Below are 25,797 nucleotides of genomic sequence, written 5' to 3'. Positions count from 1 at the left end.
AAACGCTACGTCGCCCGCGAAATCTACCGACGCTTGGAAAACCCACCCCAACCACTTGACCCGGCATAGGAGCGTCCGACCTGAGCTGACCGGGCGGCGACCGACGAGGTCGCCGCCGGGTCAGGCGCCGTAGCGGCGTTGTCTGGTGGCGTACGAGCGCAGGGCCCGCAGGAAGTCGATGTGCCGGAAATCCGGCCAGTTGAGCTCGCAGAAGTAGAACTCCGAGTGCGCGGACTGCCAGAGCATGAAACCGGACAGCCGCTGCTCGCCGCTGGTGCGGATGACCAGGTCGGGGTCGGGCTGGCCCCGGGTGTAGAGGTGCTCGGCGATGTGCTCGACGTCCAGCACCTCGGCCAACTCCTCGAGCGTGCCGCCGGTGGCGGCGTGCTCCAGCAGCAGCGAACGGACCGCGTCGGTGATCTCCCGGCGACCGCCGTAGCCCACGGCGATGTTGACCTCCGCGCCGCCGGTGCGCTCGCGGGTGCGCTCCTCGGCGCCCTTCAGCGCCGCCGCCGTCTGCGCCGGCAGCAGGTCGAGCGCCCCGACGATGCGCAGCCGCCAGGGGTTGCCCTCCTCGGACAGCTCCACCACCAGGTCCTCAATGATCTTGAGGAGCGGGTCCAGCTCACTGGCCGGCCGGCGCAGGTTGTCGGTGGCCAGCAGGTAGAGCGTCACGTGCCCGACACCGGCCTGGTCACACCAGCCGAGGACATGTTTGATCTTCGCGGCGCCCACCCGGTGCCCGTCGTTCGGGTCGACGAAGCCCATCTCCCTCGCCCATCGGCGGTTGCCGTCGCACATCACCCCGACGTGCCGGGGCACCGGCTTACCCGCGAGCTTCGCCGTAAGCCGGCGCTCGTACACGGAGTAGATAAGGTTCCGCAGCGTCATCACCTAGCAGCGTAGCGACCCTTCAGCCCGTTCACTGCCTCGGAGCCCCATCCCCACCGCCCAGACCGATGCCGATCATTGCGAGCGTACGAGCGGTGAGGCGTCCGTCACCCAGCCCCAGCTCGACCACGTCGTAGAACACCCGGTCGTCCCGACGTGCCGCCCGGACCGCCGCGTCCACCACCCGGCGTCGCCGGGCCAACCAGGCCGCGACCGAACTGTGCCGCAGGTGGGTGCCGAGACGACGGCGCAACCCGTGGGCGTAACGGCCGGCTGCGCCCTCGGGCGACCGGGCCGCCGCCGACCCGGCGAGCGCGCCGGAGAGCAGCGCGTAGAAGATCCCCTCGCCGGTGAACGGATTGATCAGTGACATCGCGTCCCCGGCCAGCAGCGTGCGCCCCCGCCCCGGCGACGGCCGGTGGGTGGAGAGCGGCAGGTGATGGGCGCGCAACGCGGTCACGGTCGCCAGGTCGGTGCCGGGAAGCAGCGCGGCCAGCCGGTCCAGCAGGTACGCCCGGCTCAGCGGCTCACCGCGCAGGACCTCCCCGTACCCGACGTTCGCCCGTCCGTCGCCGATCGGAAACGACCAGGCGTACGCCGGCCAGCGCGCCTTCGAGGTGACGATGAGCTGTTCGGACGGGCCGGGCAGAGCCGGGGCGTACCCCCGGATGGCCAGCGCGAGGTGTCGGTCGGGGTTCTGCGGATGGCCGAGCGCCCGCCGCACCACGGAGCCCGCGCCGTCCGCGCCGATCACCACCCGGCCGGACACCTGCCCGTCAAGCACCACCCGGTCGGCGCGCGGCTCGACCTGGCGCACGGTGTGCCGGCGCAGCTGCGCGCCGGCGGCCACCGCGGCCGCCACCAGCCGCGCGTCGAAGACTTCCCGCGGCACGGTGTACGCGGGTCGGGGCAGCGCCCGAGCCACCGCGCCGCCGCCCGGCGCGATCATCCGCAACGCGGGAAGCGGCGCGTAGCCCGCCACCGCCTCGGTCACCCCCAGCTCGGCGAGCACGTCCACCGAGTGCGCGGCGATCCCGTCACCGCACGCCTTGTCCCGGGGGAAGTCGGTCCGGTCCAGCAGCAGCACGCTGGCACCCGCCCGGCGCGCCGTCAGCGCGGCAGCCGCCCCGGCCGGCCCCGCCCCCACCACCACCACGTCGAACTCGTCGCCCACCGCGCGCCTCCCTCCAGTCCGACGCGGCGCGGCCGCTCCCGCCGGGCGACCCGGTCGGCCTTGCGGCCGGCCGCGCCGACGATCTCCGCTGCCGCCCCGACGCCGACCGCTGTGACCGACGCCACCGCCATCCTGCCCCCTGTCCGCCCGCGAAGACCGCTCCCGCACCGGGCCGGCCAATCTCACCCACCCCCTTTGCTCTGCACCCGCGGACGCGACGGTTACCGTCCGCGACCGTCGCCTATCGGGGTGCAGAGCAAAGGGGTGCAGAGCGAGAGGGCGGGGGCGAGGGGGCGGGGGCGAGGGCAGGGGCTGGGCTGTGGTCGGCCGCCGGGTCGGCACCCAGCGGCGTCGGTGCGGGGCCCCACCGCGGTCAGGGTTGGGGTTCAGGTTGGGCGGCGTCGGGGGCCCGGGCGGCGCGGCGCAGACCGTAGAGGGCCAGCCCGGCGGCGGCGATAAGCGGCGCGCCGTCGCGGACCAAGCCGTCCACGCCCAGCAGCCACCAACACAGCGGCAGATCCACGGCGAGCACGACCAGGGTCACGGCGACCAGCAGGCCACGGGCCCAGTCCTTGCCCCGCATCAGGAACGCGGTGCAGAACAGCACCGCGTAGCTGGCCGTGATGCCCGCGCCGAACCAGACCAGCACGGCCGGTACCGCGGTCAGCCGGCCATCCAGGATGGAACCCCCGGCCACCAGGGCTGGCACCAGCATCAGTGGGCTGTAGGTGAACGCCGCCACCCGGCTGGTCAACAACCAGGCACTGGCCTGTGGTCGACGGGGAGGGGTTTCCCGCCAGGAGATGCCGTCCCGGTCGATGACGAGGCGGGGGCGGTGCCGGACCAGGTGCCCGGCCAACGCCGACGAGCGGTAGAGCAGCCAGACCACCGCGACACAGAGCGCCGTGAGGATCGCGAAACCGAGCAGGCCGGGCAGCGGCGGCACCCCCTGCCGCGGCACGATGAGCCGGCCGACCGCGAAGATCGTGGTGACCGCGAGGATCAGCCCGAACGGGCGGGCCACCGTACGGCCCCGTCGCACATGCCCGATCAGCAGCAGGAAGCCGAACGAGCGCAGCATGGCCCAGCCGGTCCGCACCGCCAGCCCGAAACCCTGCTCCGGGGCGTACCACCAGTTGAGCAGCTCGACCACGACGGTGGCCGCCGCCGTCGCGGCCAGCAGGGTGGTGAGCATCCGGACGGCGGACGGCCGCCGGACCTGGGTCTCGGCGGCCGTCCTCATGGGATTCGACATTGCCCGCAGGGGGCGGTCTTCACACCTAGCGCTGCGGCTGTGCGGCGTCGAGGCGCGCGCGCAGCGCGTCCAACTCGGCCCAGAGCACGCCCGGCAGCTTGTCACCGAACTTCTCGAACCACTCGGTGATCATCGGCAGCTCGTTGCGCCACTCGTCCGGGTCGACCTTCAGCGCGATCCGAACATCCTCCGGGGTCATGTCCAGGCCCTCGACGTCCAGGGCGTCCGGCGCGGGGACCATGCCGACCGGCGTCTCGACCGCGTCGGCCGTGCCCTCGATCCGCTCGACGACCCACTTGAGCACCCGGGAGTTCTCCCCGAAGCCCGGCCAGAGGAACGAGCCGTCCGGGTCCTTGCGGAACCAGTTGACGTAGTAGATCTTCGGCAGCTTCGCCTCGTCGCCGTCGGCGCCCTTGCCCATCTCGATCCAGTGCCGGAAGTAGTCCCCGGCGTTGTAGCCGATGAACGGCAGCATCGCCATCGGGTCCCGCCGGACCACGCCGACCGCGCCGGACGCGGCGGCGGTGGTCTCCGAGGAGAGCGTGGCGCCCATGTAGACGCCGTGCACCCAGTCGCGGGCCTCGGTCACCAGCGGGACGGTGTCCTTGCGGCGTCCGCCGAAGAGGATCGCGTCGATCGGCACGCCGTTCGGGTCGAAGTACTCGTCGGCGAGGATCGGGCACTGGGTGATCGGGGTGCAGAATCGGCTGTTCGCGTGGGAGGACAGGGCGTCGCTCTCCGGCGTCCAGTCGTTGCCCTTCCAGTCGATCAGGTGCGCCGGCGGCTCACCCATGCCCTCCCACCAAATGTCGCCGTCGTCGGTGAGGCCGACGTTGGTGAAGATGGAGTTGCCCCGGTCCAGGGTGCGCATGGCGTTGGCGTTGGTCTTCCAGTCAGTGCCGGGCGCGACGCCGAACAGGCCGTACTCGGGGTTGACCGCGTAGAGGCGGCCGTCCGGGCCGAACCGCATCCAGGCGATGTCGTCACCGATGGTCTCGACCTTCCAGCCGGGAATCGTCGGCTCCACCATGGCGAGGTTGGTCTTGCCGCAGGCCGACGGGAACGCGCCAGCGATGTGGTAGACCCGACCCTCCGGCGACGTGATCTTGAGGATCAGCATGTGCTCGGCGAGCCAGCCCTCGTCCCGGCCCATCACGCTGGCGATCCGCAGCGAGTAGCACTTCTTGCCCAGCAGCGAGTTGCCGCCGTAGCCCGAGCCGTACGACCAGATCTCCCGGCTCTCCGGGAAGTGCGAGATGTACTTGGTGTCGTTGCACGGCCAGGCGACATCCTGCTGGCCGGGGGCGAGCGGGGCGCCGATCGAGTGCAGCGCGTGCACGAAGTCCGCGTCGTCGCCCATGGCCTCGAGGACCCGGGTGCCCATCCGCGTCATGATGCGCATCGAGGCGACCACGTACGGGCTGTCGGTGATCTCGACACCGAACATCGGGGACTCGGCCTCGACCGGGCCCATGACGAACGGGATGACGTACATGGTGCGACCGCGCATGGAGCCCCGGTACAGCTCCGTCATCGTCCGCTTCATCTCGGCCGGCGCCATCCAGTTGTTGGTGGGGCCGGCGTCCGCCTCGTCGACGGAACAGATGTAGGTGCGCTCCTCGACCCGGGCGACGTCCGTGGGGTCGGTGCGCGCGTAGAACGAGTTGGGCTTCTTCTCCGGGTTGAGCCGGATCAGCGTGCCGGCCTCGACCAGCTCATCGGTGAGGCGGCGCCATTCCTCGTCGGACCCGTCCACCCAGACGACACGGTCGGGGGTGGTCAGTTCCGCGACCTCACGGACCCAGGCGAGCAGTTTCGGATGGGACGTCGGGGCCTGATCAATACCCCGCACAACAGCCGGAGCAACCATGACACATCTCCTTGTGGTCGACGCTGACCGATCTATGGGATGCACGAGACTCGGCGGCGCGATGCGTCGCCTTCGTGGAAACCTGGGATTGGCCTCAGCGTAAACCGGGCAGCCTTCCGAGTCAGTGGGACAGGTTGTGAAGAACTGCACAAGCTACGGCCTCGCTGCGGCATCACGAGCTGATACCCGCTTTCCCGCGCAGTTTCACGCAAATCTTGTTGTGCACCCCGGCGGACGCTTGTTGCGGTCGGGCCGTGGACCTGCCCCGCCGACCGGTGCGGGGATTCCCGTTCCGCAGCGGCTCAGTCCTCCCAATTGGCTACGCTCTGTGCAGTGGCGACGCACGCGGCGCTGGGTCCCTCGGGGCGGCCACGCCTGCTTGCCGTTGCTACCCCTGTGACTGGCCAGCAGCCGGTAGGCTCCCTCCGTGGCCGCCACGATGACCGGGGAACAACCGGGTCCCCGGCAGACCCGACGGGGTCTCGTCGGCATACTGCTCGACCGCTTCGGTCACCTCCTCCGCGAGATGAGCAAGTTCGCCACCGTGGGTGGCTTCGCCTTCCTCGTCGACTTCGCGCTCTTCAACTACCTGACGAGCAAGCACGGCGTCGAGGAGTTGACGGCGAAGACGATCTCCACCGTGATCGCGGCCTCCGTCGCCTTCGTGGGCAACCGGTTCTGGACCTGGCGGCACCGCCAGCGCAACAACGCGGCCCGCGAGTACGCGCTCTTCTTCTTCTTCAACGCGGTCGGTCTCGGCATCACGGTCGCCTGCCTCGCGCTCAGCCGCTACGGGCTCGGAGCCATCTGGCCGGCCGTCTTCCAGACGCGCCTGGCGGACAACCTCGCCAGCTACATCGTCGGCACCGGGTTCGCCACGCTGTTCCGATTCTGGTCGTACCGGCGGTTCGTCTTCGTCGAAGCGGGAACCCCGACCGTTCCGCAGGTGAATCCCGACCCTGACCGCGGGGCGTGACCTGCCGCCCATCCCGTTCGGCCGGTGATCGCCGGCCGCACCGACTGCCCTAAGGTGTTTCGCATGCGTCTTGTCCGCCTGCTGCCTGAGCGCTGGCAAAAGTTCATCCACGAGGCGCTCAAGTTCGGCATCGTCGGCGGCATCAACACCGTCATCAATTACGCGGTGTTCAATGCCCTTGCACTGACCGTTTTCGTCAATGGTCAGTTGAAGGCGACCGTGATCGCGACCATCGTCGCCACTATCACGTCGTACCTGATGAATCGGCACTGGACGTACCGCGATCGCCCGAAGTCGGCGCTTCGCCGGGAATATCTCCTTTTCTTCCTTTTCAACGGTGCCGGCCTGCTCATCGAGCTGGGCGCCGTGGCGGCGGCCAAGTACGGTCTCGGCCTACACGGCCTGCTGGCGCTGAATCTGGCCAAGACTGTCGGCGTCATGCTGGCCACGCTGTTCCGGTTCTGGTCATACCGCACCTTCGTCTTCCAGCCCGTGGCACCGGCCGAGGACGAGGCCGCGAAGCCCGACTCCACCTGGCACGACATTCCCCGCGACGAGTGGGACACCATGGCGGAGATGGACCCGGTCGCCGAATTGGCGGAATCCGTGTCCGAGCTGGAGGAGTCGGAGTCCGCGCAACGCGCCGACTACCCGACCGGCGCACCCACCCAGGGCCGGCCCGCCCGGCTGAGCGTCAGCCCCGCCGTCGACCTGGACGCGGAACTCGCCGCGGAGCTGCACGTCACCACCCGCCGCGCGCCCCGCCGGTGACGACACCCGACGCCCGCTCCGGCACGGGGCGACCGGCCGAACTGTTCTTCGAGGACCTCGTCCCGGGGCTCACCGTCGACCTCGGCGTGGTCACCGTGGACGCCGACGAGATGGTCGCCTTCGCCCGCCGCTTCGACCCGCAGTGGTACCACGTGGACCCCGACCTGGCAGCGGAGAGCCGGCACGGCGGTTTGATCGCCAGCGGCTTCTACACGGTCAGCCTCTTCATGCGCGCGTACGTCGACCACCTGCTGTCCCGGGCCGCCGCGGACGCGTCCCCCGGCCTGGAGGAGCTGCGCTGGCTCGCCCCCGTGCGGGCCGGCGACCGACTCGCGGTCCGGGTCGACGTGATGGGTGCCCGACCGTCGACCGCCCGCCCCGGGCTCGGCACCGTCAGCCTCACCGGCACCATGCTGCGCCTCGGCCCCGACGACCGGCCTGAGCAGGAGGTGCTGCGAACCCGCTTCCGTGGCTGGTTCGCCGTCCGACCGGTCGAAGCCGACCCCGCCGAAGCCGCCGAAACCGAAGCCGCCGCAACCGAAGCCGGCCCGACCGGCGCTGACCGGCCCGACACCACCCCGGTCGCGGCGGACCCGCCCACCGCCGCGTCGTCTGACGGCGAACCGACGGAGATCAGCGGCTCACCCGAGGCTCCACGAAACGACTGACCCGCCCCCGACACTGTCGGCAGGGGCGGGTCACAACCGGTCCGGTTCAGGTGGTGGTGTCGCGTAGCGGCTTGCCGTCCTGCATGTCGGCGAGCATGTCGCGCATCTCGCCGTCGCCCAGCGAGTGCTTGTCGTGCTGTGCCTCGACCAGCTCGTACAGGGTGGTCTGCACCTTCCCGACGTCCGGCACGTCGGCGAGCACCGACTGGCCGCGCTCACCGGCCGACTCGATGGTGAGCGTCCCACAGCCGAGCAGGCGCTCGACGAAACGCTGGTTCATCGAGTGGTCGTTGACCCGGGCGAGCGGGAGGTCCCGCCGGTCGCGGGAGAAGACACCCTGCTGGAGCAGGACTCGCTCGTTCGTGAACAGGTAGTGGGTGGTGCGCCAGATCAGGAACGGCCACAGACCAAGCCAGAGCACCCCGACCAGGGCGATCGCCCCGATCACGGCCAGCGCGATCGAACCGCCGCCGCTCTCGGGCAACAGGAGCACGCCGACCACCACCGCGGCGATGGCCAGCACCAACACCACGATCGGCCGGATCAACGCCTTCCAGTGCGGGTGCAGGTGCAGCACGACGTGCTCGTCCTCGGTGAGCACGTCTTCAGGAAACGCCACGGGGAACCTCCAACGCGATTTTCTGGACGCGCAGACGGTAAACCCCCCAAGCCCCACCACAACATCCGCCGCGCGGGCCCACTCGGCTCTTCGTGATCTTGCCGTCCTCAGCGGAGGTGCAGGACGTCGCCGGCGGCCAGGGTTCGGGCTCCGGTTGGGGTGGTGAGCATCAGTTGGCCGTCGGGGTCCACCCCGGTGGCGGTGCCGGTGAGAGACTCGCCGTTGGGAAGCAGGACGCGCACCTCGCGGCCGACCGTCGCGCAGGCCGCCAGGTAGGCGTCGCGCAGGCCGCTGGCCACCGCGTCGCCGCCCGCGGAACGCCAACGCTCGTACCAGTCGGCCACCGCCCGCAGCAGCGCCCGCAGCAGCGGATCCCGATCGGTGGCCACCGCGCCGGCCAACTGGAGCGAGGTGGCCGGCAGCCCGGTCGGATTCACCGGCAGCTCATCGGCGCGCAGCGTCACGTTGAGCCCGATGCCCAGCACGATGGCCGGTGGTTGGTCCGGCGCCCGTCCGGGCACCGCCTCGGCCAGCACGCCCGCGCACTTCGCGTCGTCGATCAGCAGGTCGTTCGGCCACTTGAGGGTGGCTTCCAGCTCGGCCAGCCGGGCCACCGCCTCGACCAGCGCCACCCCGGCCAGCAACGGCAGCCACCCGTACCCCGTGGGGCTCGCCGGCAGCCAGCCGCGGTCCGGCACGGCCTCGCCGGGCCGCAGCAGGACGCTCGTCGCGATGCCGGCCCGCGCCGGCGACTGCCAGACCCGACCGCGCCGGCCGCGCCCTTCGGTCTGCCGCTCGGCGACCACGACCAGGCCCTCGGGCTCGTCGGCCCGGGCGGCCTCGGCCACGTCGGCGTTCGTGGAGCCGGTCTCGGCACGCAGCTCCAGCCGGGCCCACGGCCCGTTGGGCGTGGTCAACGCGCGGCGCAGCCGGGCCGCCGACAGCGGCGGCCGGTCCAGATCGGTGTACGGGGAGCCCGACATTCCGCCAGCCTACGGCGGTGCTCCGGTCGACACTGAGGCGTACTGCACAGCGGCACCCACCTGAACCATCGTTATATTCCCTGGGTGACTACCGAGACCGGGACCAACATCCACAGCACCGCGGGCAAGCTGGCGGACCTGGAGCGCCGGGTCGACGAGGCGGTGCACGCCGGGTCGGCCCGCGCCGTGGAGAAGCAGCACGCGCGCGGCAAGAAGACCGCCCGCGAGCGGATCGAGATGCTGCTCGACGAGGGCTCCTTCGTCGAACTCGACGAGCTGGCCCGGCACCGGTCCACCGCCTTCGGGCTGGAGAAGAACCGCCCGTACGGCGACGGCGTGGTGACCGGCTACGGCACGGTGGACGGCCGGCAGGTGTGTGTCTTCGCGCAGGACTTCACGGTCTTCGGTGGCTCGCTCGGCGAGGTCTTCGGCGAGAAGATCGTCAAGGTGATGGACCTGGCCATGAAGATCGGCTGCCCGGTGGTCGGCATCAACGACTCCGGCGGCGCGCGCATCCAGGAGGGCGTCGTCTCGCTCGGCCTCTACGGCGAGATCTTCTTCCGCAACGTCCGGGCCTCCGGCGTCATCCCGCAGATCTCCCTGGTGATGGGGCCCTGCGCCGGCGGCGCGGTCTACTCCCCGGCGGTCACCGACTTCACCGTGATGGTCGACCAGACCTCGCACATGTTCATCACCGGCCCGGACGTGATCAAGACGGTGACCGGTGAGGACGTCGGCATGGAGGAGCTGGGCGGCGCCCGCACGCACAACTCCCGCAGCGGCAACGCGCACTACCTCGCCAGCGACGAGGAAGACGCGGTCGACTACGTCAAGGCGCTGCTGTCGTACCTGCCGTCGAACAACCTCGACGAGCCGGTCGTGGTCGACGCCCCCGCCGAGCTGGCGATCAGCGACGAGGACCGGGAGTTGGACACCCTGATCCCAGACTCGGCCAACCAGCCGTACGACATGCACACCGTGATCGAGCACGTCCTCGACGACGGGGAGTTCCTGGAGGTCCAGCCGCTCTACGCGCAGAACATCGTGGTCGGCTACGGCCGGGTCGAAGGGCGCCCGGTCGGTGTGGTGGCCAACCAGCCGATGCACTTCGCCGGCACCCTCGACATCGCCGCCTCGGAGAAGGCCGCCCGGTTCGTCCGCACCTGCGACGCGTTCAACATCCCGGTGCTGACCTTCGTCGACGTGCCCGGCTTCCTGCCCGGCACCGGCCAGGAGTGGGACGGCATCATCCGTCGCGGCGCGAAGCTCATCTACGCGTACGCCGAGGCGACCGTTCCCAAGGTCACCGTGATCACCCGCAAGGCGTACGGCGGGGCGTACGACGTGATGGGCTCCAAGCACCTCGGCGCGGACCTGAACTTCGCCTGGCCGACCGCGCAGATCGCGGTGATGGGCGCGCAGGGCGCGGTGAACATCCTCTACCGCTCCGAACTGGCCAGCGCGGAGGACCCGGCGGCGGTCCGGGCCGAGAAGATTGCCGAGTACGAGGACACCCTGGCCAACCCGTACGTGGCCGCCGAGCGTGGGTACATCGACTCGGTGATCCCACCGCACGAGACGCGCACCCAGATCGTCCGGGCGCTGCGAATCCTGCGCACCAAGCGGGAGACCCTGCCGCCCAAGAAGCACGGCAACATCCCGCTCTGATCTCGGTCGCTTGCTCTGCTCGCTGATCAGCGCAATTTCGGGGAAAGTGCTGCCTCCGGGCGACGGGAGGCAGCAACAACCCTGATAGAGGTCAGCAGGCCGGGTTGGCGGCGGCGCACATCCGTCGGGCGGCGACAGCCGCCAGGCGACGCAGGTCCAGCTCGGTGCCGGTCTGTCCCAGATTGAGCACGGTGATCAGGTCGCCCACCCGGACCACGGCGGTGGTGCTCGGCCGGGGTGGGGCGCCGATGGGCTCGCCCGTCTTCTGGTCAACGGGCTGCGTACCGGTGTGTCGCAGCAGCGCAGCCCCGTCGCCGGCGAAGTCCCGCTGGACCACCGCCCAGCGGTGCGTCGCCGACCCGGTGCCCGTTGCGCCCCCCACCTTGTACCCGCCGATGCTGTTCCACTCGGCGCACGGGGCGACCAGGTCGTCCATAGTGGCGAGAAGCTGGATGGCCGCGTCCGGGGTCAGTCGGTAGAGATCCTGCGTGAGCAGACCGTCGGACTGGGTGAGGATTGCCGCAGCGCGCTTCGGCACCAGGGTCTGCGAGCGGGACAGGATCGAATACTGCCGGCCATCCGATCGCCCCTGGCTCGTCCGGCAGGCGTCGAGCATGTGGTCCAGCCGGACCGGCTCACCCAGCCCTGATTGGCTGAGCTGCACATCTACCTGCTGCGGCAGGTCGGCTGGCTGCAACAGGGCGTTGGCGGTGATCTCGTGCCGGGTCGGCGAGGGGGACGGCGCGGCGGCCGGCTGAACCAATGGCGGGGACGTCCTCGGCGCGGCGACCGCCACGGCGGAGCCCCCGGCGAGGGCCAGCACCACGCTCGCCACCACGATCCTGCGCTGGCTGCGGCGACGGGCCCGGGAGCGGATCTCCTCCGGGCCGAGCCAGCGAACGTCCTGTAGGTCCCGCTGGATCTGCTCGACGAAGGTCGGGTCGTCACGCATCGGTGGCCTCCTCCAGGTCAGAGACGGCGAGCAGGCCGGCGAGCGCGCTACGCCCCCGGGAGAGACGGGCCTTGACGGTGCCCACCGGGGCCGCGGTCTCCCGCGCGACCTCGGCGACCGGCATGCCCACCAGGTAGTAGAGGGCGATGGCGACGCGTTGCTCCTCGGGCAGTCGGCGCAGCGCCGCGACCACCGCGACGGTGTCGGTGCCCGGCCCGGGAACGGTCTCGGTCGCCCCGTGCCGCAGGTAGGCGCGGGCGCGGCTCCGCAGGCTGCGCCACCGGCTGACCGCGATCCGGCTGGCCACCACCCGCACCCACGCCTCCGGGTCGTCGTACGCGCTGACCGTCGACCAGCGCTGCCACGCCCGGACGTACGCCTCCTGCACGGCGTCCTGCGCCTCGCCCCGATCGCCGGTGAGGGCGTAGACGAACCCGAGGAGTCGTTGCCGACTCCCCCGGTAGAACTCGTCGAACCCGTCGACGTCCGGCACCCGCTACCTCCCCGCGTCGGTCGCTGGGAACACGCACCGGGCGGGGTCGTCGGTTGCCCCGATCAGGCGATCATCTTCTCCAACTCGGTGAGCGGGAACGCGCCGGCCGCGATCCGCTCCCGCACCGCCCGGCGTACGGCCCGCTGCACGGCGACGTTGACCGGCGTCGGTACGCCGTGCAACCGGCCCAGCAGCGCGATCTCGCCGTTGAGGTGGTCGACCTCGGTAGAGCCGGTGCCCCGGGCCAGGCTCTGCCAGGTGGAGCCGCCGGAGCGGGCCTCGCCGTCGACCGGGCGCTGCCCGACCAGGTCGCCGCGTTCGGCCTTCTCCTCCTCCGGCGAGGTGTGCGCGATGCCGGCGGCGGCGAGCGCGGCGACGCCCTCGGCGCGTACCCGCTCGACCAGTTCGTCGGGGATGTCCGGGCCGAGCAGCGCCTGCAGGCCGTTGCCGAGGTTGCTGAGCAGCTTGCCGTACTTCCAGCGCAGCACGTCGGTGCGGACCGGGGCGACGAAGCCGGCGGCGGTCAGGTCGGCGGCGATCGTCCGGTCGGTGTCGTCGGCGCCCCCGGGGTACCGCCCGATGTGGAGCATCCCGGGGTGCGGGTACCCGTTGGCGACCACCACGCCCGGGTCCAGGTGGGTCGCCGGCAGCCAGACGCAGACCGGGTGTACGTCGGCGAAGAGCCGCAGCGCGGCCCGCTCGTTGGCCACCCCGTTCTGCGCGGTCACCAGTGGCAGACGTTCGCTGGCCGTGCCCCCGCCGACCACCGGCGCGTCCACCCAGGCGGCCAACGCGCCGGCGGTGTCCTGCGACTTCACGGTGAGGATCAGCACGGTGTCCGCTGGCAGCGGCTGGTCACCGGGCCGGTCCACCGCGGTGATCCGGGCGGTGACCTCACCGTCGGGCTGCCGCAGGGTCAGACCCCGCGCGCGGATCGCGCCCAGGTGGGCACCGCGGGCCACCACTGTCACGTCCCGGTCGGCCTGGGCCAGCCGTACGCCGATGGTCCCGCCGACCGCACCCGCCCCGATGATCACGTATCGCATGGCCTCATTCTGCCCGCCCGCGCCGTGCCGCCGTGGTCCGAGCCGCCACCCCTCCCGCCGTCGATCATGGAGTTGTGGTGCCTGGCTGCGGGGGCATTGCGGCTTTCGCGGCCCACCACAACTCCTTGATCGACCCGGATGGAGGCGGGGTTAGAGCGTCAGGCCGGCGTCGGTGAGGATCGGACCGGCGAGCAGGAGCGCGCCGGCGATCAGCGCCGCCAGGTTGACGAGGGCGAAGACGCCAACCCAGAAGAGCGGCGGAAACGGGGTGAGCCCGGCGAGCTGGTCGGCGTCGGAGGCGGGCATCCGGCCGCGCGAGCGCAGCCGTTGCAGCTCGACCACCGGCCGCACCCCACCGAGCAGCAGGAACCACACCCCGGTGTACGCGAACGCGGCCTGGACCTGCGGCGTCGCGTACCACGAGACGGCGAACACCAGCGCGCCGGTGACCAGCAACGACACCACGCCGAAGGCGTTGCGGATCATGACGAGCATGGCCAGCAGCAGCGCCACCGCCACCCAGAGCAGCAGGGTGATCCGGTTGCCGCCGAGCAGCCAGGCGCCGGCCAGCCCGACCAGCGGCGGCGCGACGTATCCGGCGAGCAGGGTGAGAATCATGCCCGGCCCGGTGGGACGGCCGGCGGAGAGCGTCAGCCCGGACGTGTCCGAGTGCAGCCGGATGCCGCGCAGCTTGCGGCCGGTGAGCAGGGCGACCAGAGCGTGCCCACCCTCGTGCGCGATGGTGATGGCGTTACGGGCGATCCGCCACGGCAGCCGGGTGGAGACCACCACCAGCGCGACGGCCCCGGTGATCAGCACCAGCAGCGCGGGCGGGTCCGGCTGCGCGCCGAACAGCGTGTCCCACAGGTCGCCCAGCCCGTCGATCGACATCATGGGGCGCGAGCCTACCGGCGGCGTTCCGTGTCGCTCCCGGAGCACCGGCTCGTATCCTGTGAAACTGATCGGGTGGCGACTGGAGCGGGAGGTGGACGCAGGTGAGCGCAGCCCCCCTGGAGCCGCACGTCGGCCTGTGGACCGAGGCCGACTACTTCGCTCTGGGCGAGACGCCTGACCGGATCGAGCTGCTCGACGGGAGCCTGCTGGTGAGCCCTGCACCGAGCCGGCGGCACCAGCGGGTGTCGCGTCGGCTGGCGAACAGCATCGAGGCGGCAGCGGAGCCTCGCGGTCTCCTGGTCTATGACGCGATCAACGTCCGGCTCGGCGTCGACCGGGTCGTCATTCCGGATCTCGTCGTCACAGACGCCGACGACGACGGCACCTATCTCGATTCCGAGAGAGTGTCTCTCGTCGGTGAGGTCGTCTCGCCGGGGAATGCAGCCGCCGACCGCCTGCTCAAGATGCAGCTCTACGCCATCGCGCGAATCCCCTGGTATCTGCTGGTCGAGCAGGACGGCGACGGTCACTCGCTGCGGCTCTACCGGCTCGACGGCGAGCACTACGTCGAGGACCAGGTGGCCAAGCCCGGCGAGACGCTGGCCGTCGTCGAGCCGTTCCGCTGGCAGCTCGACCCGGCCACGCTCCGCTGATCCGTCCTGCCCCGACCATCGGGCCTTCACAGCCCGTCAATGAAGCTTTTTTCCAGTCGCCCTTGTGATCTAGGGCATTTACCTCCAAAGATGAATGTCGATAGAACGACGTCCTTGGAGGCACTCATGGCCCGTACCCGATCATCGCTGCGCCGCGCGCTCGCGGCCGGCCTCACCGTCCTCGCCACCGCGGCGGCGGCCCTGGTCGCGACCGCCGGACCGGCGGCCGCCGCCACCACACCCGGTGTCGACGTCTCCCGCTACCAGGGCACCATCAACTGGACCAGCGTCCGCAACGCGGGCATCCAGTTCGCCTTCATCAAGGCGACCGAGGGCACCAGCTACAAGGACCCGAACTTCAACGCCAACTACGTCAACGCGTACAACGCCGGGGTGATCCGCGGGGCGTACCACTTCGCCCGCCCGAACATCTCCGCCGGCTCGACCCAGGCCAACTACCTGGCCTCCAACGGCGGCGCCTGGTCGGCGGACAGCCGCACCCTGCCGGCCGCGCTGGACATCGAGGGCAACCCGTACGCCGGCGGCTACTGCTACGGGCTCAGCACGACCGGAATGCGTAACTGGGTGCAGGACTTCCTGAACACCTACCGCTCCCGCACCGGCCGGTACGCGGTCATCTACACCACCACGAGCTGGTGGAACCAGTGCACCGGCAGCTGGACCGGCCCGTGGGCGAACCACCCGCTCTGGCTGGCCCGCTGGTCGAGCACGCCCGGCGCCCTGCCGGCCGGTGCGTCGGTGTGGAGCTTCTGGCAGTACACCAGCACCGGCGCGGTCTCCGGGATCAGCGGCAACGTGGACCGCAACTACTGGAATGGTGACCGCAGCCGCCTGATCGCGTTGGCCAACAACACCTGACCGGGCCGTTGGCGGCAGCGGGATCGACGGTCACCACACGGTCGACAATCGGTCCGGCTGCCGCCACACCACCGGGTACGGGTCAGGCCCGCCGCCGGCTCAGGGCCGGCACCACAGCATCCTCACGAGCCAGCGCGCCCCTGCGGGTCAACCGCCAGGCGGCAACGCCAAAGCCGGCAACGATCACGACGCCGAGCAGTGCGATGAGCACCGAAACCCCCGCGCTGACCAGCAGCAGGATCGCGTCGCCGAGCGCCACGAGCATCCATAGTGCCAGCCGGGGCCGAGCGTCCCTCCGTCGGTAACCCATGTCGTGCCCCCTTCCGTCGTCGAAGGTCAATTACCCACGACGACGCAAGGTCATGCGAATGAGTTTCAGTCTTGGCGGTCGGGCACGAAACCCTTGGCGATCCGGTCGAAGTTCGGCAGGTTGGCCTGCCAGTCCTTCTCCGCGATCTCCCACCGCAGGGCGTAACCGCGGTTCTTGGCCGTCACGAACCCGCGGTTGCGGACGTGGATCCGCTGCCCGTCCCGGGTCTCCAGCCACTCCCAGTCCCCGCAGGTCTTCCAGAAGTCGCAGGCCACGATGCTGAGATATTGGTAGTTGTTGACGCGGCTTGCGCGGTTCGGCTCCTGCTCCCGCCAGTCCTTCACCGCGTCCTTCGCCGGCGTGTCGGTCCACTGCACGAGCAGCTCGCCCGGCCCGTTGGACTGGTCGAAGACGACCGTGTCGTTGCCGGCCTTGCTACGCACCCAACCGTCGGGTATCGGCAGGGCGAAGCCCTCCGGGTCCCGGTGCAGCTTCCAGCCCGCCGGCAGCGCGTTCGGGTCGGTCGAGGGCGTGGCCGAGGCCGATGGGCTGGGCGCACCCGGGGTGGGCGGCGGTGGCGCGGCAGCGGAGGTCGGCGCGGCCCCCGAGGTCACGGCAGCACCGGTCGGGGTGGCCTGCGGGGTCTTGTCGTCGTCCTTCGTCAGCATCGGTACGACCACCACGAGGCCGATCAGCAGCAGCGCGACCACGGCCCCGATCAGCAGGTTACGTCGGGTGTTGGTCGGCTTCGTGCCATCCGAGGGCGGCACCGCCGCGCGGCCGGCCGGACTAACCGGCGGCATGAGCGACGTCGGCGTGGTCGGCTTGCGCTGCTCTGGAGACACCGGCGGACCGTCGACAACGGTCGGCTCGTCGTCGACGTGCGTCGTACCGTCGCCGCTCGTGCCGGCCGTCACCTTCGCGGTCGGCTCGGCCTCGGCCGGCTCGGCATCGGCCGGGCGGTCGATCGGGGCGGTCGGCTCGGCCGGCACCACCGCGGTCGGGTCGGCGGCCGTTCCGGAGGAGACGACGGCCGTCGGCGTGGCATCCGTGGCCGGGGGCGCGGTGGCGGGGGTCGCGGCGGCAGCGGAGGTCGCGGCGGAGGTGGTCGGGGCGGCGGCCGGCGGCGGCGACACCGGCCGGTCGACAGTCTCGGCCGGTCGCGGGGCCGGCACCACCGGCAGGCGCGGCTCGCGCGGACCGTTCGGCCCGGGCCGGCGTACGCCATCGAGCAGTGAGATGCCGCGCGACCGCTTGCCGGCGGCGCGGCGCAGCAGCCGCTCCGCCACCTCGGCGGTGATCCGCTCGTTCGGGTCCTTGCGCAGCAGCCCGTTGAGCACGGCCTTGAGCGGGCCGGCGTTCTTCGGCGGCGGAATCGGCTCGGTGGCCAGCGCGGCCAGGGTGCCGATCGCCGACGGCCGGGCGTACGGCGACTTGCCCTCGACCGCCGCGTAGAGCGTCGCGCCCAGCGACCACAGGTCGGCCTCCGGCCCTGCCGTGCCGTCCCGAGCCCGCTCCGGCGAGATGTACGCGGGCGAGCCGAGCACCATGCCGGTGCGGGTCACATTGGGGTCGCCGGGGATCGTGGCCAGACCGAAATCGGTCAGCACCACCCGGCCGTCGTCGCCGAGCAACACATTGCCGGGCTTGACGTCGCGGTGCATGACGCCCGCCTTGTGCGCGGCGCTGAGCGCGCCCAGCACGCCCAGGCCGATCTCCACCGTGCGGGCCACCGACACGGGGCCGTCCTCGGCGAGAGTGTCCTGCAACGACTTCGACGCCACGTACTCCATGACGATCCACGGATCGCCGTCGGTGCGCAGCACGTCGAAGATGCGGACGACGTTGGCGTGGTTGAGCCGGGCGATGGCCCGCGCCTCCCGCAGCGAGCGCTCGCGCATCTCGCGGCGCTCCTCATCGGTGAGACCGGGCGGCGGCACCAACTCCTTGATGGCGACGTCCCGGTGCAACACCTCGTCGCGCGCCTTCCACACCCGGCCCATGCCGCCCTGGCCGAGCGGCGAAAGAAGCCGGTATCGGTCAGCGACGAGTTGGGGAAGCGCGTTCGACATCGGTGAGACGGTACCCGGACCCGCTGACGCTCACACCGCCGGCACGCCACTGTGCGCTCCGGGTAACTTCGCGCCGCGTACCCTGGCGGCATGTCTGCCGAAGAGCCGCTGTTCCGGGTCGTCCGCGGCGTGCCCACCGCCGAGGAGTTGGCCGCTCTGGTGGGGGCGATCATCGTCCGGACCCGTCCAACCGCCGCCGCCGCGCCGACGCCCGCGTCCGCCTGGGCGCGCAGCGGTCGACCGGCTGGCTCCCGTGGGTGGCGCGCCGCCGGCCTGCCCCGCTGACCCGACCCGCCGTACGGGGGCTGCCAGGGTCGCGTTGAGCCGTTAACCTCACTCTGGGAAACGGTGCCGTTACGGGTAGGGAGGATCCATGATCCCCGAAGAGGACCGGCCAGCACCTTGGCTACGCGGTTACGGCGGCATCGAAGCCGACATCAGCCAGCTCAGAGAGTTCGCCGACCGACTCGCCGCCGAGGTCGAGAGCAACTACGCGCCGCACCTGTCGTACATCGCCGAAGACATGTCCGCGAAGCTGCCCAACCCCTGCGACGCCTTCATCGAGCTGGTCACCTTCCTGCACGCGCACCACGAGACGCAGCAGGCCACCGCCGACATGGTGTACGCCGTCCGAGGCGCCACCGGCCACCTCGCCGCCGCCGCCGACCAGGTCGCCACCCACTACGCCGACAGCGACGCGTTCACCGCCGCCCGAGTGGTGGACGTGCAACGAGCCCTCGCCAACCCGGCCAGCGTCCTCCCCGGCGGCCCCACGCCGACCCTGACCGACCCGACCAGCCCCGACGCCGAAGGACCGGTGGTGCTGCCGTGATCGAACGGGGCACCGGCCGCACCTCCGGCCTCACCGACTGGCACCTCATGGACGTCAACAGCATGTGGGCCTGCCTCCAGGACCACGACACCGCCAACCACTGGAAGCAGGTCGCCGGCTGGCGCAAGGTCTGCGACCTGGCGCAAACCCACCTCGGCCGCCTCCAGCAGTACCGACGCGGACTCGCCGAGGCGTGGCCCCCCGACACCAGCGCCGCCTCCCGCACGTACCTCGCCGAACTCGACGAACTCATCGACAAGGTGCAACGCACTTACGACGCCGCCGCCGCGAACTACACCGCGCTCTCCGCCGCAACCCAGGCCATCGGCACCACCCGCGCCGCACTCGGCAAGATCTACGAGGAGTACACGACCAAGTTCCAGCAAAAGCAGGCGTACGAGGCGATGGCCGCCGACCCGAAAGCGGTGATGGGCAACCGGGTCACCGAGTCGCCTGTCGCCGATGGGGAGTTGGAACGGCTGAACGTGCAGGCTCGATCGATGATGTTCAGCCTGAGCGGCGAGCTCCAACAAGCCCAAGCAACCCTCCAAAAACCACCTATGGCACCAAGGGCAAACCCCGGGATCGATCAAAGCGACCCGAATGTTTACGGCGGAACTCCCACTGCCCCCACAATTCCTCCGGTAGTCGCGGTACCGCTTTCAACACCCCCTACAACTCGACCAAGCGCTTCCGCAAGTCAACGTTGGCCAACGAAAAACTCTGGCGTCGGACCAGTTCTTGGCGGGGCAGGTAACGTAATTACCCCTGGCTCCACAAGCCCGGTTGCGCCAATTGGAGCTACACCGCCAACAGTGTCCGGTCCAACATCTGGACTCGGGGCACCATCTCTACCGCCCGCCATCGCCGCACGTGGTGATGCGTCTGCGACGTCGCGTTTGCACCCCCACTCGGCCAATCCCCCAGCCAACGCCACAGGATCCGTGGGCAACCCTGCGCCGCAACCGCGTCCGATGCCTCCTGGCGGCCTAATCGGTGGGGTGCCTGGGATGGGACTGGGCTCACCCTCGGCCGGCGCCAGCGCACCCCGCCGGATTAACCCGGTGGGCGGTCTAATAGGTGGCGGCGGTGCCGGAACAGGGCCCACTGGCGGTGCAGGCTCTCGCCCCGGAGGCGGCCGGGGCTTGAGCGCACTTCAGGGAACTCCCCCTTTCGGCTTCGGCTCCAGCATCGGTCACGGCATCGGCCACAGCCCGGGTGGCGGAGCAGCCCCTCGGCCCGGCATCCGGACAGATCCCGCTGCGGAGAAGCATCGCTGGGATCCTGACAATCCCTGGATAACAGACGAAGGCGTCGCCCCAATTGTTCGGCCGCCGAACGAAGAGGGCCCCATCGACCCCGGCCCGGCTATTGGTATGGACCGTTGACCGTACGGGCCGCCGGAGCGCTTCTGGCCAGCCTCAGCCTCACTTTCACATTGCTATCACTATCGGCGACAGCTCATGCCAATCCTGAACCGACGGATGTCGAGCGGATACGCAGGGATCAGTGGCATCTGGACTATCTAAAGGTCGCCGAAGCGCAGAGATTAAGCAAAGGCAAGGGCGTAATTGTGGCCGTACCCGACACCGGAGTCGCACCGCATCCTGACCTGCGCGGGAATCTCTTAACCGGCACCGACGTCATATTCCCACAGAGCGGGGACGGCCGGCAGGACGAAACCAGCCACGGAACCGGAATGGCTGGGATAATAGCTGCTCACGGACGGCCCGGAGACCTAGGCGCTCTTGGCGTCGCGCCAGAGGCGAGCATCCTACCAATTCGAACCAGCCGAACAGATCAAGACGGCGACAGTGACAACCTTGCGATAGGAATCGAGTTTGCCGTCGCCAAAGGTGCTTCGGTTATCAGCATCTCTTCCGTCGCAGGGCCAAATAGTCGACTAAAACGAGCCATCGAGATGGCGATGCGCGCGAATATCGTCGTGGTCGCAGGGGCAGGAAATAAACCCCGAGACAACCATGTTGGCTTCCCGGCGGCCTACCCGGGCGTGGTCTCTGTAGGCGGCATAGATCAGAAAGGTAATCACGCTAGCTCCTCGGTTTCTGGGCCGGAAATTGACGTGGTCGCGCCTGGGGTCAACATCTACAGCACGAGCATCGACGGCAAGTACCGCAAAGGCACCGGCACCTCTGACGCGACGGCGATCGTGGCGGGCGCGGCTGCGCTGATCAGGTCCAAGTACCCATACCTACCGGCCCGAGAGGTCGCGCACCGGCTTACGGCTACCGCCGTCGACAAGGGCCCTCCTGGGCGCGACGACGAGTACGGCTATGGAGTAATCGATCTTGTGGCGGCGCTGACGGCAGACGTACCGCCGCTGGGGTTTGAATCAGTGAGCGCTCCGGCCGATTCTGGCCCGACCACGACGGCTGGCGCACAGCCGGGCGACGGGAGCGACGGCGCGACCGCACGCGGCCTGGCCACGCTTGGGGTGATCGTGGCTGCCGGGGTCGGGTGGGCGGTGATTGCGCGGCGACGTCGGCGTGGTGGTGATCCGCCACCCAGAATCAGTCGCTGACCGATCAACAAAGCGGTGATCGACTCGGGTTTCTTGATGTCGGCGTGTCCGGGACGGCGGGATAACCCGATATCGCCGACACCGAGCCGGCCCCCGCGGTCAGCGAGGGCGGTTTGGTGGTGATCCACTCGCCTTCCAGGAAACTGCGGTGTCCGGGCCGAGGGGATGCCGCGTTTTCCTGAAAGGCGAGTGGATCAAGGGCGGCCGGCCCACCAAGGCCGCCCGGCCATCCAGCGGGCCGGCACCCAGCGGGCCGGCCACTCTGGGCGGGGCTGGGCGGGGTGTCGGTCTTGATGGGGAGCAGGGCGGTAACGTCGGGCTCGTGTCTGAGACTTTGCCGCTCCGCCTCGTGCTCGCTTCGGCGAGCCCTGCCCGTCGTAAGTTGCTCCAGGCTGCCGGTGTAGAGCCGGAGGTGCTGGTCAGCGGGGTGGACGAGTCCCTGGTGGTGGCCGAGCGGGCCGAGGAGTTGTGTCTGGAGTTGGCTCGTCTGAAGGCGCAGGCGGTGTTGACCCGGCTGAACCCGGCCGCCGATCAGCGGACGTTGGTGATCGGGTGCGACTCGGTGCTCGCCTTCGACGGGGAGATCCTCGGCAAGCCGGCGGATGCGGCCGACGCGACCCGGCGGTGGCTGCGGATGCGGGGGCGTAGCGGGGTTCTGCACAGCGGGCACTGCCTGGTCGACGTTGCCGCGGGGCGGCGCGCGGAGGCGGTCGCGTCGACCACGGTCCACTTCGCTGACATCAGTGATGACGAGATCGCCGCGTACGTGGCCACGGGTGAGCCGCTGGCGGTGGCCGGCGCGTTCACGATCGACGGGCTGGGTGGGCCGTTCGTGGAGCGGATCGAGGGTGACCCGGGGACGGTGGTCGGGTTGTCGATGCCGCTGCTGCGCCGGCTCCTCGGCGAGTTGGATCTGCGGATCACCGACCTGTGGACGAAGGTCGCGCCGGGCGGCCAATCCGTCGAGCCGCTCGGTAACGTCCGGTCATGACCACCAAGTCGATCCCGCTCACGAACGAGCTGCACGCCTATCTGGTCGCGCACGGCTCCCCGCCGGACGAGATCATCCGGGACCTGGCCGAGGAGACCCGGTCGGTGCTGCCGGAGCACGCCACCATGCAGGTGGCCCCGGAGCAGGCCGCGTTCCTGACATTCCTCACCCGGCTGCTCGACGTACGGCAGGCCGTCGAGGTCGGCACGTTCACCGGGCTCTCGTCGCTGGCGATCGCCCGAGGGTTGCCCGAGGGTGGGCGACTGACCTGCTTCGACATCTCCGAGGAGTTCACCGGCATCGCCCGGCGCTACTGGGCACGGGCCGGCGTGCAAGATCTGATTGACCTACGCATCGGCCCGGCTGCGGACGGGCTGCGGGAGTTGCCGCACGAACGGCACCTGGACTTCGCGTTCATCGACGCGGACAAGACCGGCTACCCGATCTACTGGGCGGAGTTGGTGCCCCGGATGCGTTCGGGTGGTGTCATCGCCGTCGACAACGTGTTGCGTGGCGGGCGGGTCATCGCCCCGCAGGACGCCGGTGACCGGGCCATCGCCGCGTTCAACGACGAGGTTCTCGCCGACGTACGGGTGGACCCGGTGATGCTGCCGATCGCGGACGGCCTGACCCTCGCCCGGGTCCGCTGACCGCCGACGATCGCTGACCGTCGGCAACCGCCGAACACGGATATTGGGGTGTCCCCACCAGGGGACACCCCAATATCAAGGAACGGTGAAAGCCAGCGTCAGCGGACGCTGCGGGCGAACTGGCGGGCGGCCCAGTAGACGCCCAGCGCGGCGAGGACCGCGGTGATGCTCAGGCCCTGCCAGACCTTGTCGCTGCCCAGGTCACCGGCGAACAATGCCCGGGTGCCGTCGACCGCCCAGGAGAACGGGTTCCAGTTGGCGATGCCCTGCAACCAGCCGGGTGCGAAGGTCAGCGGCAGCAGAATGCCGGAGAGCAGCAGCACCGGCTGCGCCACGGTGTTCATGAGCGGGGCCAGCGCGTCCTCGCTCTTGACCTTGAGGGCGACGCCGTAGGAGACGGCCGAGGTCATGAGGGCGATCAGAGCGAGCATCAGGTACGCCAGCAGCAGGTCCCCGATGAACACCCGCAGGTCGAAGATGAGCGCCAGGAGCGTGATGATGACGGCCTGCACCATGAGTGAGACCACGTCGCGCAGCGAGCGGCCGAGCAGCAGGGCGAGCCGGCTGATCGGGGTGACCCGGGAGCGTTCGATGACGCCGGCGCGCAGCTCGGCGATCAGGCCGAAGCCCTGGAACAGGCCACCGAAGATGGCCAGCAGCACCAGCAGACCCGGTACGAAGATCTTGTAGGCGGCGGCCTGGGTGGGCGCATTCAGTGCGGGCTTGAGCAGCGGGGCGAAGAGCAGCAGGTACATGACCGGCTGGAACACGCCGACGAAGACCCAGACCGGGTTGCGCAGCAGGAGTTGGGTCTGGCGCTGGAAGATCAGCCACGTGTCACGGGCGAATTTCATGAGAGTCGTCTCCGGTGGTCAGGACTCGCGCAGCGAGCGGCCGGTCTTGGTGAGGAAGACGTCGTCCAGGCTGGGTCGGTGCAGCTCGATCGAGCGCAGCTCCAGCCCGGCGTGGTCGAGTCGGCGCAGCACCTGCGGGATGGCGGTGGCGCCCTCGTCGACGTAGAGGCGTAGGCCGCCCTCGTCGACGGTCTCCAGCTTGTTGACGTACGGCTCGCCGTCGAGCGTCTGGGCGGCCTGCGGGGTGGCGGCCAGGTCGAGACCGACCAGCACCACGTCGCCGGAGATCTCCCGCTTGAGGGCGGTTGGCGTGCCCTCGGCCACCACCTCGCCGTTGTCCATGATCGCGATCCGGTCGCAGAGCGCGTCGGCCTCGTCCAGGTAGTGCGTGGTGATGAAGACGGTCATCCCGTCGGCGCGGAGCCGCCGGATCTCGTCCCACATGTGGGCGCGGCTCTGCGGGTCGAGGCCGGTGGTCGGCTCGTCCAGGAAGACGATCTTCGGCTCGTGGATGATGCCGAGGGCGATCTCCACCCGGCGGCGCTGGCCACCGGAGTAGGTCTTGCACGTGCGGTCGGCGTACTCGGTGAGCTGGAAGGCGTCCAGGGCGCGGGCGGCGCGCCGCTGCGCGTCGGCCTTGCTGATGCCGTACATCCGGGCGTGCAGCACCAGCTCCTCGCGGGCGGTGGACTCGTCCCAGGTGCTGCCGCCCTGCGGGACGTACCCGATGCGGCGGCGCACCTCGGCCGGGTCCTTGCGCAGGTCGGCGCCCGCGATGGTGGCTTCGCCGCCGTCCGGCTCGATCAGCGTGGCGAGCATCCGCAGCGTGGTGGTCTTGCCGGCGCCGTTCGGGCCGAGGAAGCCGAAGATCTCGCCCTTGGCAACGTCAAGGTCGACGCCCCGCACGGCGTCCACCGTCTTCGTCTCTCGACCTGCGCGGGAGCGGAACGACTTCCGCAGCCCCCTGGTCTCGATCATTTCTGCTCCTGGTCGTTCGGGCCGGTCGGGCCGGCCGTCGAGTGGGACGACGCCGGACGGCGCACTCCCCCGCTGTGCCGTCAGCAGGCTAACGCGATATAGCGTTTTTAGTCAACGTTGATTATTCCGTGTTGGGGCCGGACGACTCCACGCCGTCCCTCCACCCGGACCAACCCTGCGCTTCATCCAGCTCAGCGGGCAGGTACGACACTCCGGAATCGATCCGCTCCGCGATCCGCTCGCACCAGCTCATCTCCGCCTCCGCCCGCGCCGACCACAGTTCGAACATCCAGCCCACGTGCGCCGGCTTGCGGTTGCGCACCCAGTCCGACTCCAGCGAGGCGCGCATCGACTCGACGCCGGCCCGCAGCAGGTTGGCCCGGTTACGCAGGGCGGCAGCCGCCTCGGCGCGCGGCATGGCCGGCAGGAAGGAGAAGGCCGCCACGAACGGGTCGGCGGGCTCACTGATGGTCCACCAGGAGTTGCGCAGCAGCGTCTCGAACTCGTCCTCCCCCTTGACGGTCACCTCATAGGTGGTGCGCGCCGGACGGGCACCGACCTGCTCGGTCGCGACGGCGCGGAGCAGCCCTTCCTCGGTGAGCTTGCGCAGGGCGTGATAGATCGATCCGGGTTGGATGTTCGCCCACTTGTCGGCGCTCCAGCTCAGCAGCTCGCGGCGCACGTCGTAGCCGTGCACGGGCTGCATCCACCGCACCAGACCGAGAATCATCATCCGAGTCGAAGACACCCGATAAGCGTAATAGCCAAGTTTGACT

General features: G+C 70.2%; 26 protein-coding genes. 11 read left to right on the top strand and 15 right to left on the bottom strand.

Annotation, left to right across the window (positions count from 1 at the left end; translation table 11 throughout):
- Positions 1-120 precede the first annotated feature (120 nt).
- The 4 genes from AC5L30_RS07045 to AC5L30_RS07030 all read right to left on the bottom strand — a co-directional run bounded on the left by AC5L30_RS07045 (position 121) and on the right by AC5L30_RS07030 (position 5,190).
- Positions 121-891 (bottom strand): isoprenyl transferase, encoded by a 771-nt coding sequence (locus tag AC5L30_RS07045; protein WP_452302916.1) that lies wholly within the window; start codon positions 889-891, stop codon positions 121-123.
- Between the two features lie 31 nt (positions 892-922).
- The gene (locus AC5L30_RS07040; protein WP_494866059.1) at positions 923-2,065 is read right to left on the bottom strand and encodes a geranylgeranyl reductase family protein; all 1,143 of its coding nucleotides are present in this window, start codon (positions 2,063-2,065) and stop codon (positions 923-925) included.
- A 373-nt stretch (positions 2,066-2,438) separates the two neighbouring features.
- On the bottom strand, positions 2,439-3,308 hold the full coding sequence (locus AC5L30_RS07035; RefSeq protein ID WP_494866058.1) for a hypothetical protein: 870 nt from the start codon (positions 3,306-3,308) through the stop codon (positions 2,439-2,441).
- A 37-nt stretch (positions 3,309-3,345) separates the two neighbouring features.
- Complete coding sequence (locus AC5L30_RS07030; protein WP_494866057.1) at positions 3,346-5,190, bottom strand: phosphoenolpyruvate carboxykinase (GTP); 1,845 nt, start codon at positions 5,188-5,190, stop codon at positions 3,346-3,348.
- 439 nt (positions 5,191-5,629) lie between these two features.
- Between AC5L30_RS07030 and AC5L30_RS07025 the strand changes: the two genes are divergently transcribed.
- From AC5L30_RS07025 to AC5L30_RS07015, 3 genes are all read left to right on the top strand, one after another.
- Positions 5,630-6,166 carry a GtrA family protein gene (locus AC5L30_RS07025; RefSeq protein ID WP_494866100.1) on the top strand — a complete coding sequence of 179 codons (537 nt, stop codon included), beginning with the start codon at positions 5,630-5,632 and terminating at the stop codon, positions 6,164-6,166.
- A 63-nt stretch (positions 6,167-6,229) separates the two neighbouring features.
- Positions 6,230-6,937, top strand: a complete 708-nt coding sequence (locus AC5L30_RS07020; protein WP_494866099.1) for a GtrA family protein — start codon at positions 6,230-6,232, stop codon at positions 6,935-6,937.
- Positions 6,934-7,605, top strand: a complete 672-nt coding sequence (locus AC5L30_RS07015; protein WP_494866056.1) for a MaoC/PaaZ C-terminal domain-containing protein — start codon at positions 6,934-6,936, stop codon at positions 7,603-7,605. Before AC5L30_RS07020 ends, AC5L30_RS07015 begins: the two co-directional genes overlap by 4 nt.
- Before the next feature lie 46 nt (positions 7,606-7,651).
- On the opposite strand, the gene AC5L30_RS07010 is transcribed toward AC5L30_RS07015, so the two are convergent.
- Positions 7,652-8,224, bottom strand: coding sequence for a PH domain-containing protein (locus tag AC5L30_RS07010; protein WP_494866055.1), 573 nt, complete (start codon positions 8,222-8,224; stop codon positions 7,652-7,654).
- A 107-nt stretch (positions 8,225-8,331) separates the two neighbouring features.
- Entirely contained in the window at positions 8,332-9,207 is an 876-nt protein-coding gene (locus tag AC5L30_RS07005; protein ID WP_494866054.1) for a biotin--[acetyl-CoA-carboxylase] ligase, read from the bottom strand.
- An 84-nt stretch (positions 9,208-9,291) separates the two neighbouring features.
- Between AC5L30_RS07005 and AC5L30_RS07000 the strand changes: the two genes are divergently transcribed.
- Positions 9,292-10,875, top strand: coding sequence for an acyl-CoA carboxylase subunit beta (locus AC5L30_RS07000; protein WP_494866053.1), 1,584 nt, complete (start codon positions 9,292-9,294; stop codon positions 10,873-10,875).
- Positions 10,876-10,966: 91 nt separating this feature from the next.
- On the opposite strand, the gene AC5L30_RS06995 is transcribed toward AC5L30_RS07000, so the two are convergent.
- The 4 genes from AC5L30_RS06995 to AC5L30_RS06980 form a co-directional block, all read right to left on the bottom strand.
- On the bottom strand, positions 10,967-11,827 hold the full coding sequence (locus tag AC5L30_RS06995; RefSeq protein WP_494866052.1) for a hypothetical protein: 861 nt from the start codon (positions 11,825-11,827) through the stop codon (positions 10,967-10,969).
- Complete coding sequence (locus AC5L30_RS06990; protein WP_494866051.1) at positions 11,820-12,320, bottom strand: SigE family RNA polymerase sigma factor; 501 nt, start codon at positions 12,318-12,320, stop codon at positions 11,820-11,822. The genes AC5L30_RS06995 and AC5L30_RS06990 overlap by 8 nt, the downstream gene beginning before the upstream one ends.
- Before the next feature lie 62 nt (positions 12,321-12,382).
- Positions 12,383-13,366, bottom strand: a complete 984-nt coding sequence (locus AC5L30_RS06985) for a ketopantoate reductase family protein (protein ID WP_494866050.1) — start codon at positions 13,364-13,366, stop codon at positions 12,383-12,385.
- Between the two features lie 150 nt (positions 13,367-13,516).
- Positions 13,517-14,260 carry a M50 family metallopeptidase gene (locus AC5L30_RS06980; protein ID WP_396716154.1) on the bottom strand — a complete coding sequence of 248 codons (744 nt, stop codon included), beginning with the start codon at positions 14,258-14,260 and terminating at the stop codon, positions 13,517-13,519.
- A gap of 101 nt (positions 14,261-14,361) precedes the next feature.
- On the opposite strand from AC5L30_RS06980, the gene AC5L30_RS06975 reads away from it, so the two are divergent.
- Together AC5L30_RS06975 and AC5L30_RS06970 are read left to right on the top strand one after the other, a co-directional pair.
- Positions 14,362-14,913 carry a Uma2 family endonuclease gene (locus AC5L30_RS06975; RefSeq protein ID WP_494866049.1) on the top strand — a complete coding sequence of 184 codons (552 nt, stop codon included), beginning with the start codon at positions 14,362-14,364 and terminating at the stop codon, positions 14,911-14,913.
- A gap of 126 nt (positions 14,914-15,039) precedes the next feature.
- Positions 15,040-15,792: a GH25 family lysozyme gene (locus tag AC5L30_RS06970; RefSeq protein ID WP_203124209.1), complete on the top strand. Its 753-nt coding sequence runs from the start codon at positions 15,040-15,042 to the stop codon at positions 15,790-15,792.
- A gap of 82 nt (positions 15,793-15,874) precedes the next feature.
- Here the strand turns inward: AC5L30_RS06970 and AC5L30_RS06965 are convergent, their stop codons facing one another.
- Positions 15,875-16,051, bottom strand: coding sequence for a hypothetical protein (locus AC5L30_RS06965; RefSeq protein ID WP_494866048.1), 177 nt, complete (start codon positions 16,049-16,051; stop codon positions 15,875-15,877).
- A gap of 116 nt (positions 16,052-16,167) precedes the next feature.
- Positions 16,168-18,174 carry a serine/threonine-protein kinase gene (locus AC5L30_RS06960; RefSeq protein WP_494866047.1) on the bottom strand — a complete coding sequence of 669 codons (2,007 nt, stop codon included), beginning with the start codon at positions 18,172-18,174 and terminating at the stop codon, positions 16,168-16,170.
- A gap of 90 nt (positions 18,175-18,264) precedes the next feature.
- On the opposite strand from AC5L30_RS06960, the gene AC5L30_RS06955 reads away from it, so the two are divergent.
- From AC5L30_RS06955 to AC5L30_RS06935, 5 genes are all read left to right on the top strand, one after another.
- Entirely contained in the window at positions 18,265-18,459 is a 195-nt protein-coding gene (locus AC5L30_RS06955; RefSeq protein ID WP_494866046.1) for an acyl-CoA carboxylase epsilon subunit, read from the top strand.
- Positions 18,460-18,547: 88 nt separating this feature from the next.
- Positions 18,548-19,006 (top strand): hypothetical protein, encoded by a 459-nt coding sequence (locus AC5L30_RS06950; protein WP_112581897.1) that lies wholly within the window; start codon positions 18,548-18,550, stop codon positions 19,004-19,006.
- A 1,411-nt stretch (positions 19,007-20,417) separates the two neighbouring features.
- On the top strand, positions 20,418-21,548 hold the full coding sequence (mycP, locus tag AC5L30_RS06945) for a type VII secretion-associated serine protease mycosin (protein ID WP_494866098.1): 1,131 nt from the start codon (positions 20,418-20,420) through the stop codon (positions 21,546-21,548).
- Between the two features lie 322 nt (positions 21,549-21,870).
- Positions 21,871-22,539: a Maf family protein gene (locus AC5L30_RS06940; protein WP_494866045.1), complete on the top strand. Its 669-nt coding sequence runs from the start codon at positions 21,871-21,873 to the stop codon at positions 22,537-22,539.
- Positions 22,536-23,189 carry an O-methyltransferase gene (locus AC5L30_RS06935; RefSeq protein WP_494866044.1) on the top strand — a complete coding sequence of 218 codons (654 nt, stop codon included), beginning with the start codon at positions 22,536-22,538 and terminating at the stop codon, positions 23,187-23,189. Before AC5L30_RS06940 ends, AC5L30_RS06935 begins: the two co-directional genes overlap by 4 nt.
- A gap of 98 nt (positions 23,190-23,287) precedes the next feature.
- On the opposite strand, the gene AC5L30_RS06930 is transcribed toward AC5L30_RS06935, so the two are convergent.
- From AC5L30_RS06930 to AC5L30_RS06920, 3 genes are all read right to left on the bottom strand, one after another.
- The gene (locus tag AC5L30_RS06930) at positions 23,288-24,043 is read right to left on the bottom strand and encodes an ABC transporter permease (protein WP_091394415.1); all 756 of its coding nucleotides are present in this window, start codon (positions 24,041-24,043) and stop codon (positions 23,288-23,290) included.
- 18 nt (positions 24,044-24,061) lie between these two features.
- Positions 24,062-25,021 (bottom strand): ATP-binding cassette domain-containing protein, encoded by a 960-nt coding sequence (locus AC5L30_RS06925; protein WP_494866043.1) that lies wholly within the window; start codon positions 25,019-25,021, stop codon positions 24,062-24,064.
- A 121-nt stretch (positions 25,022-25,142) separates the two neighbouring features.
- Entirely contained in the window at positions 25,143-25,754 is a 612-nt protein-coding gene (locus tag AC5L30_RS06920) for a PadR family transcriptional regulator (protein WP_494866097.1), read from the bottom strand.
- Between the last annotated feature and the right edge of the window lie 43 nt (positions 25,755-25,797).

Source organism: Micromonospora sp. BQ32 (assembly GCF_059358895.1).
The sequence above is the reverse complement of the archived record's forward strand: the minus strand, read 5'-3'. Positions and strand labels throughout refer to the sequence as shown.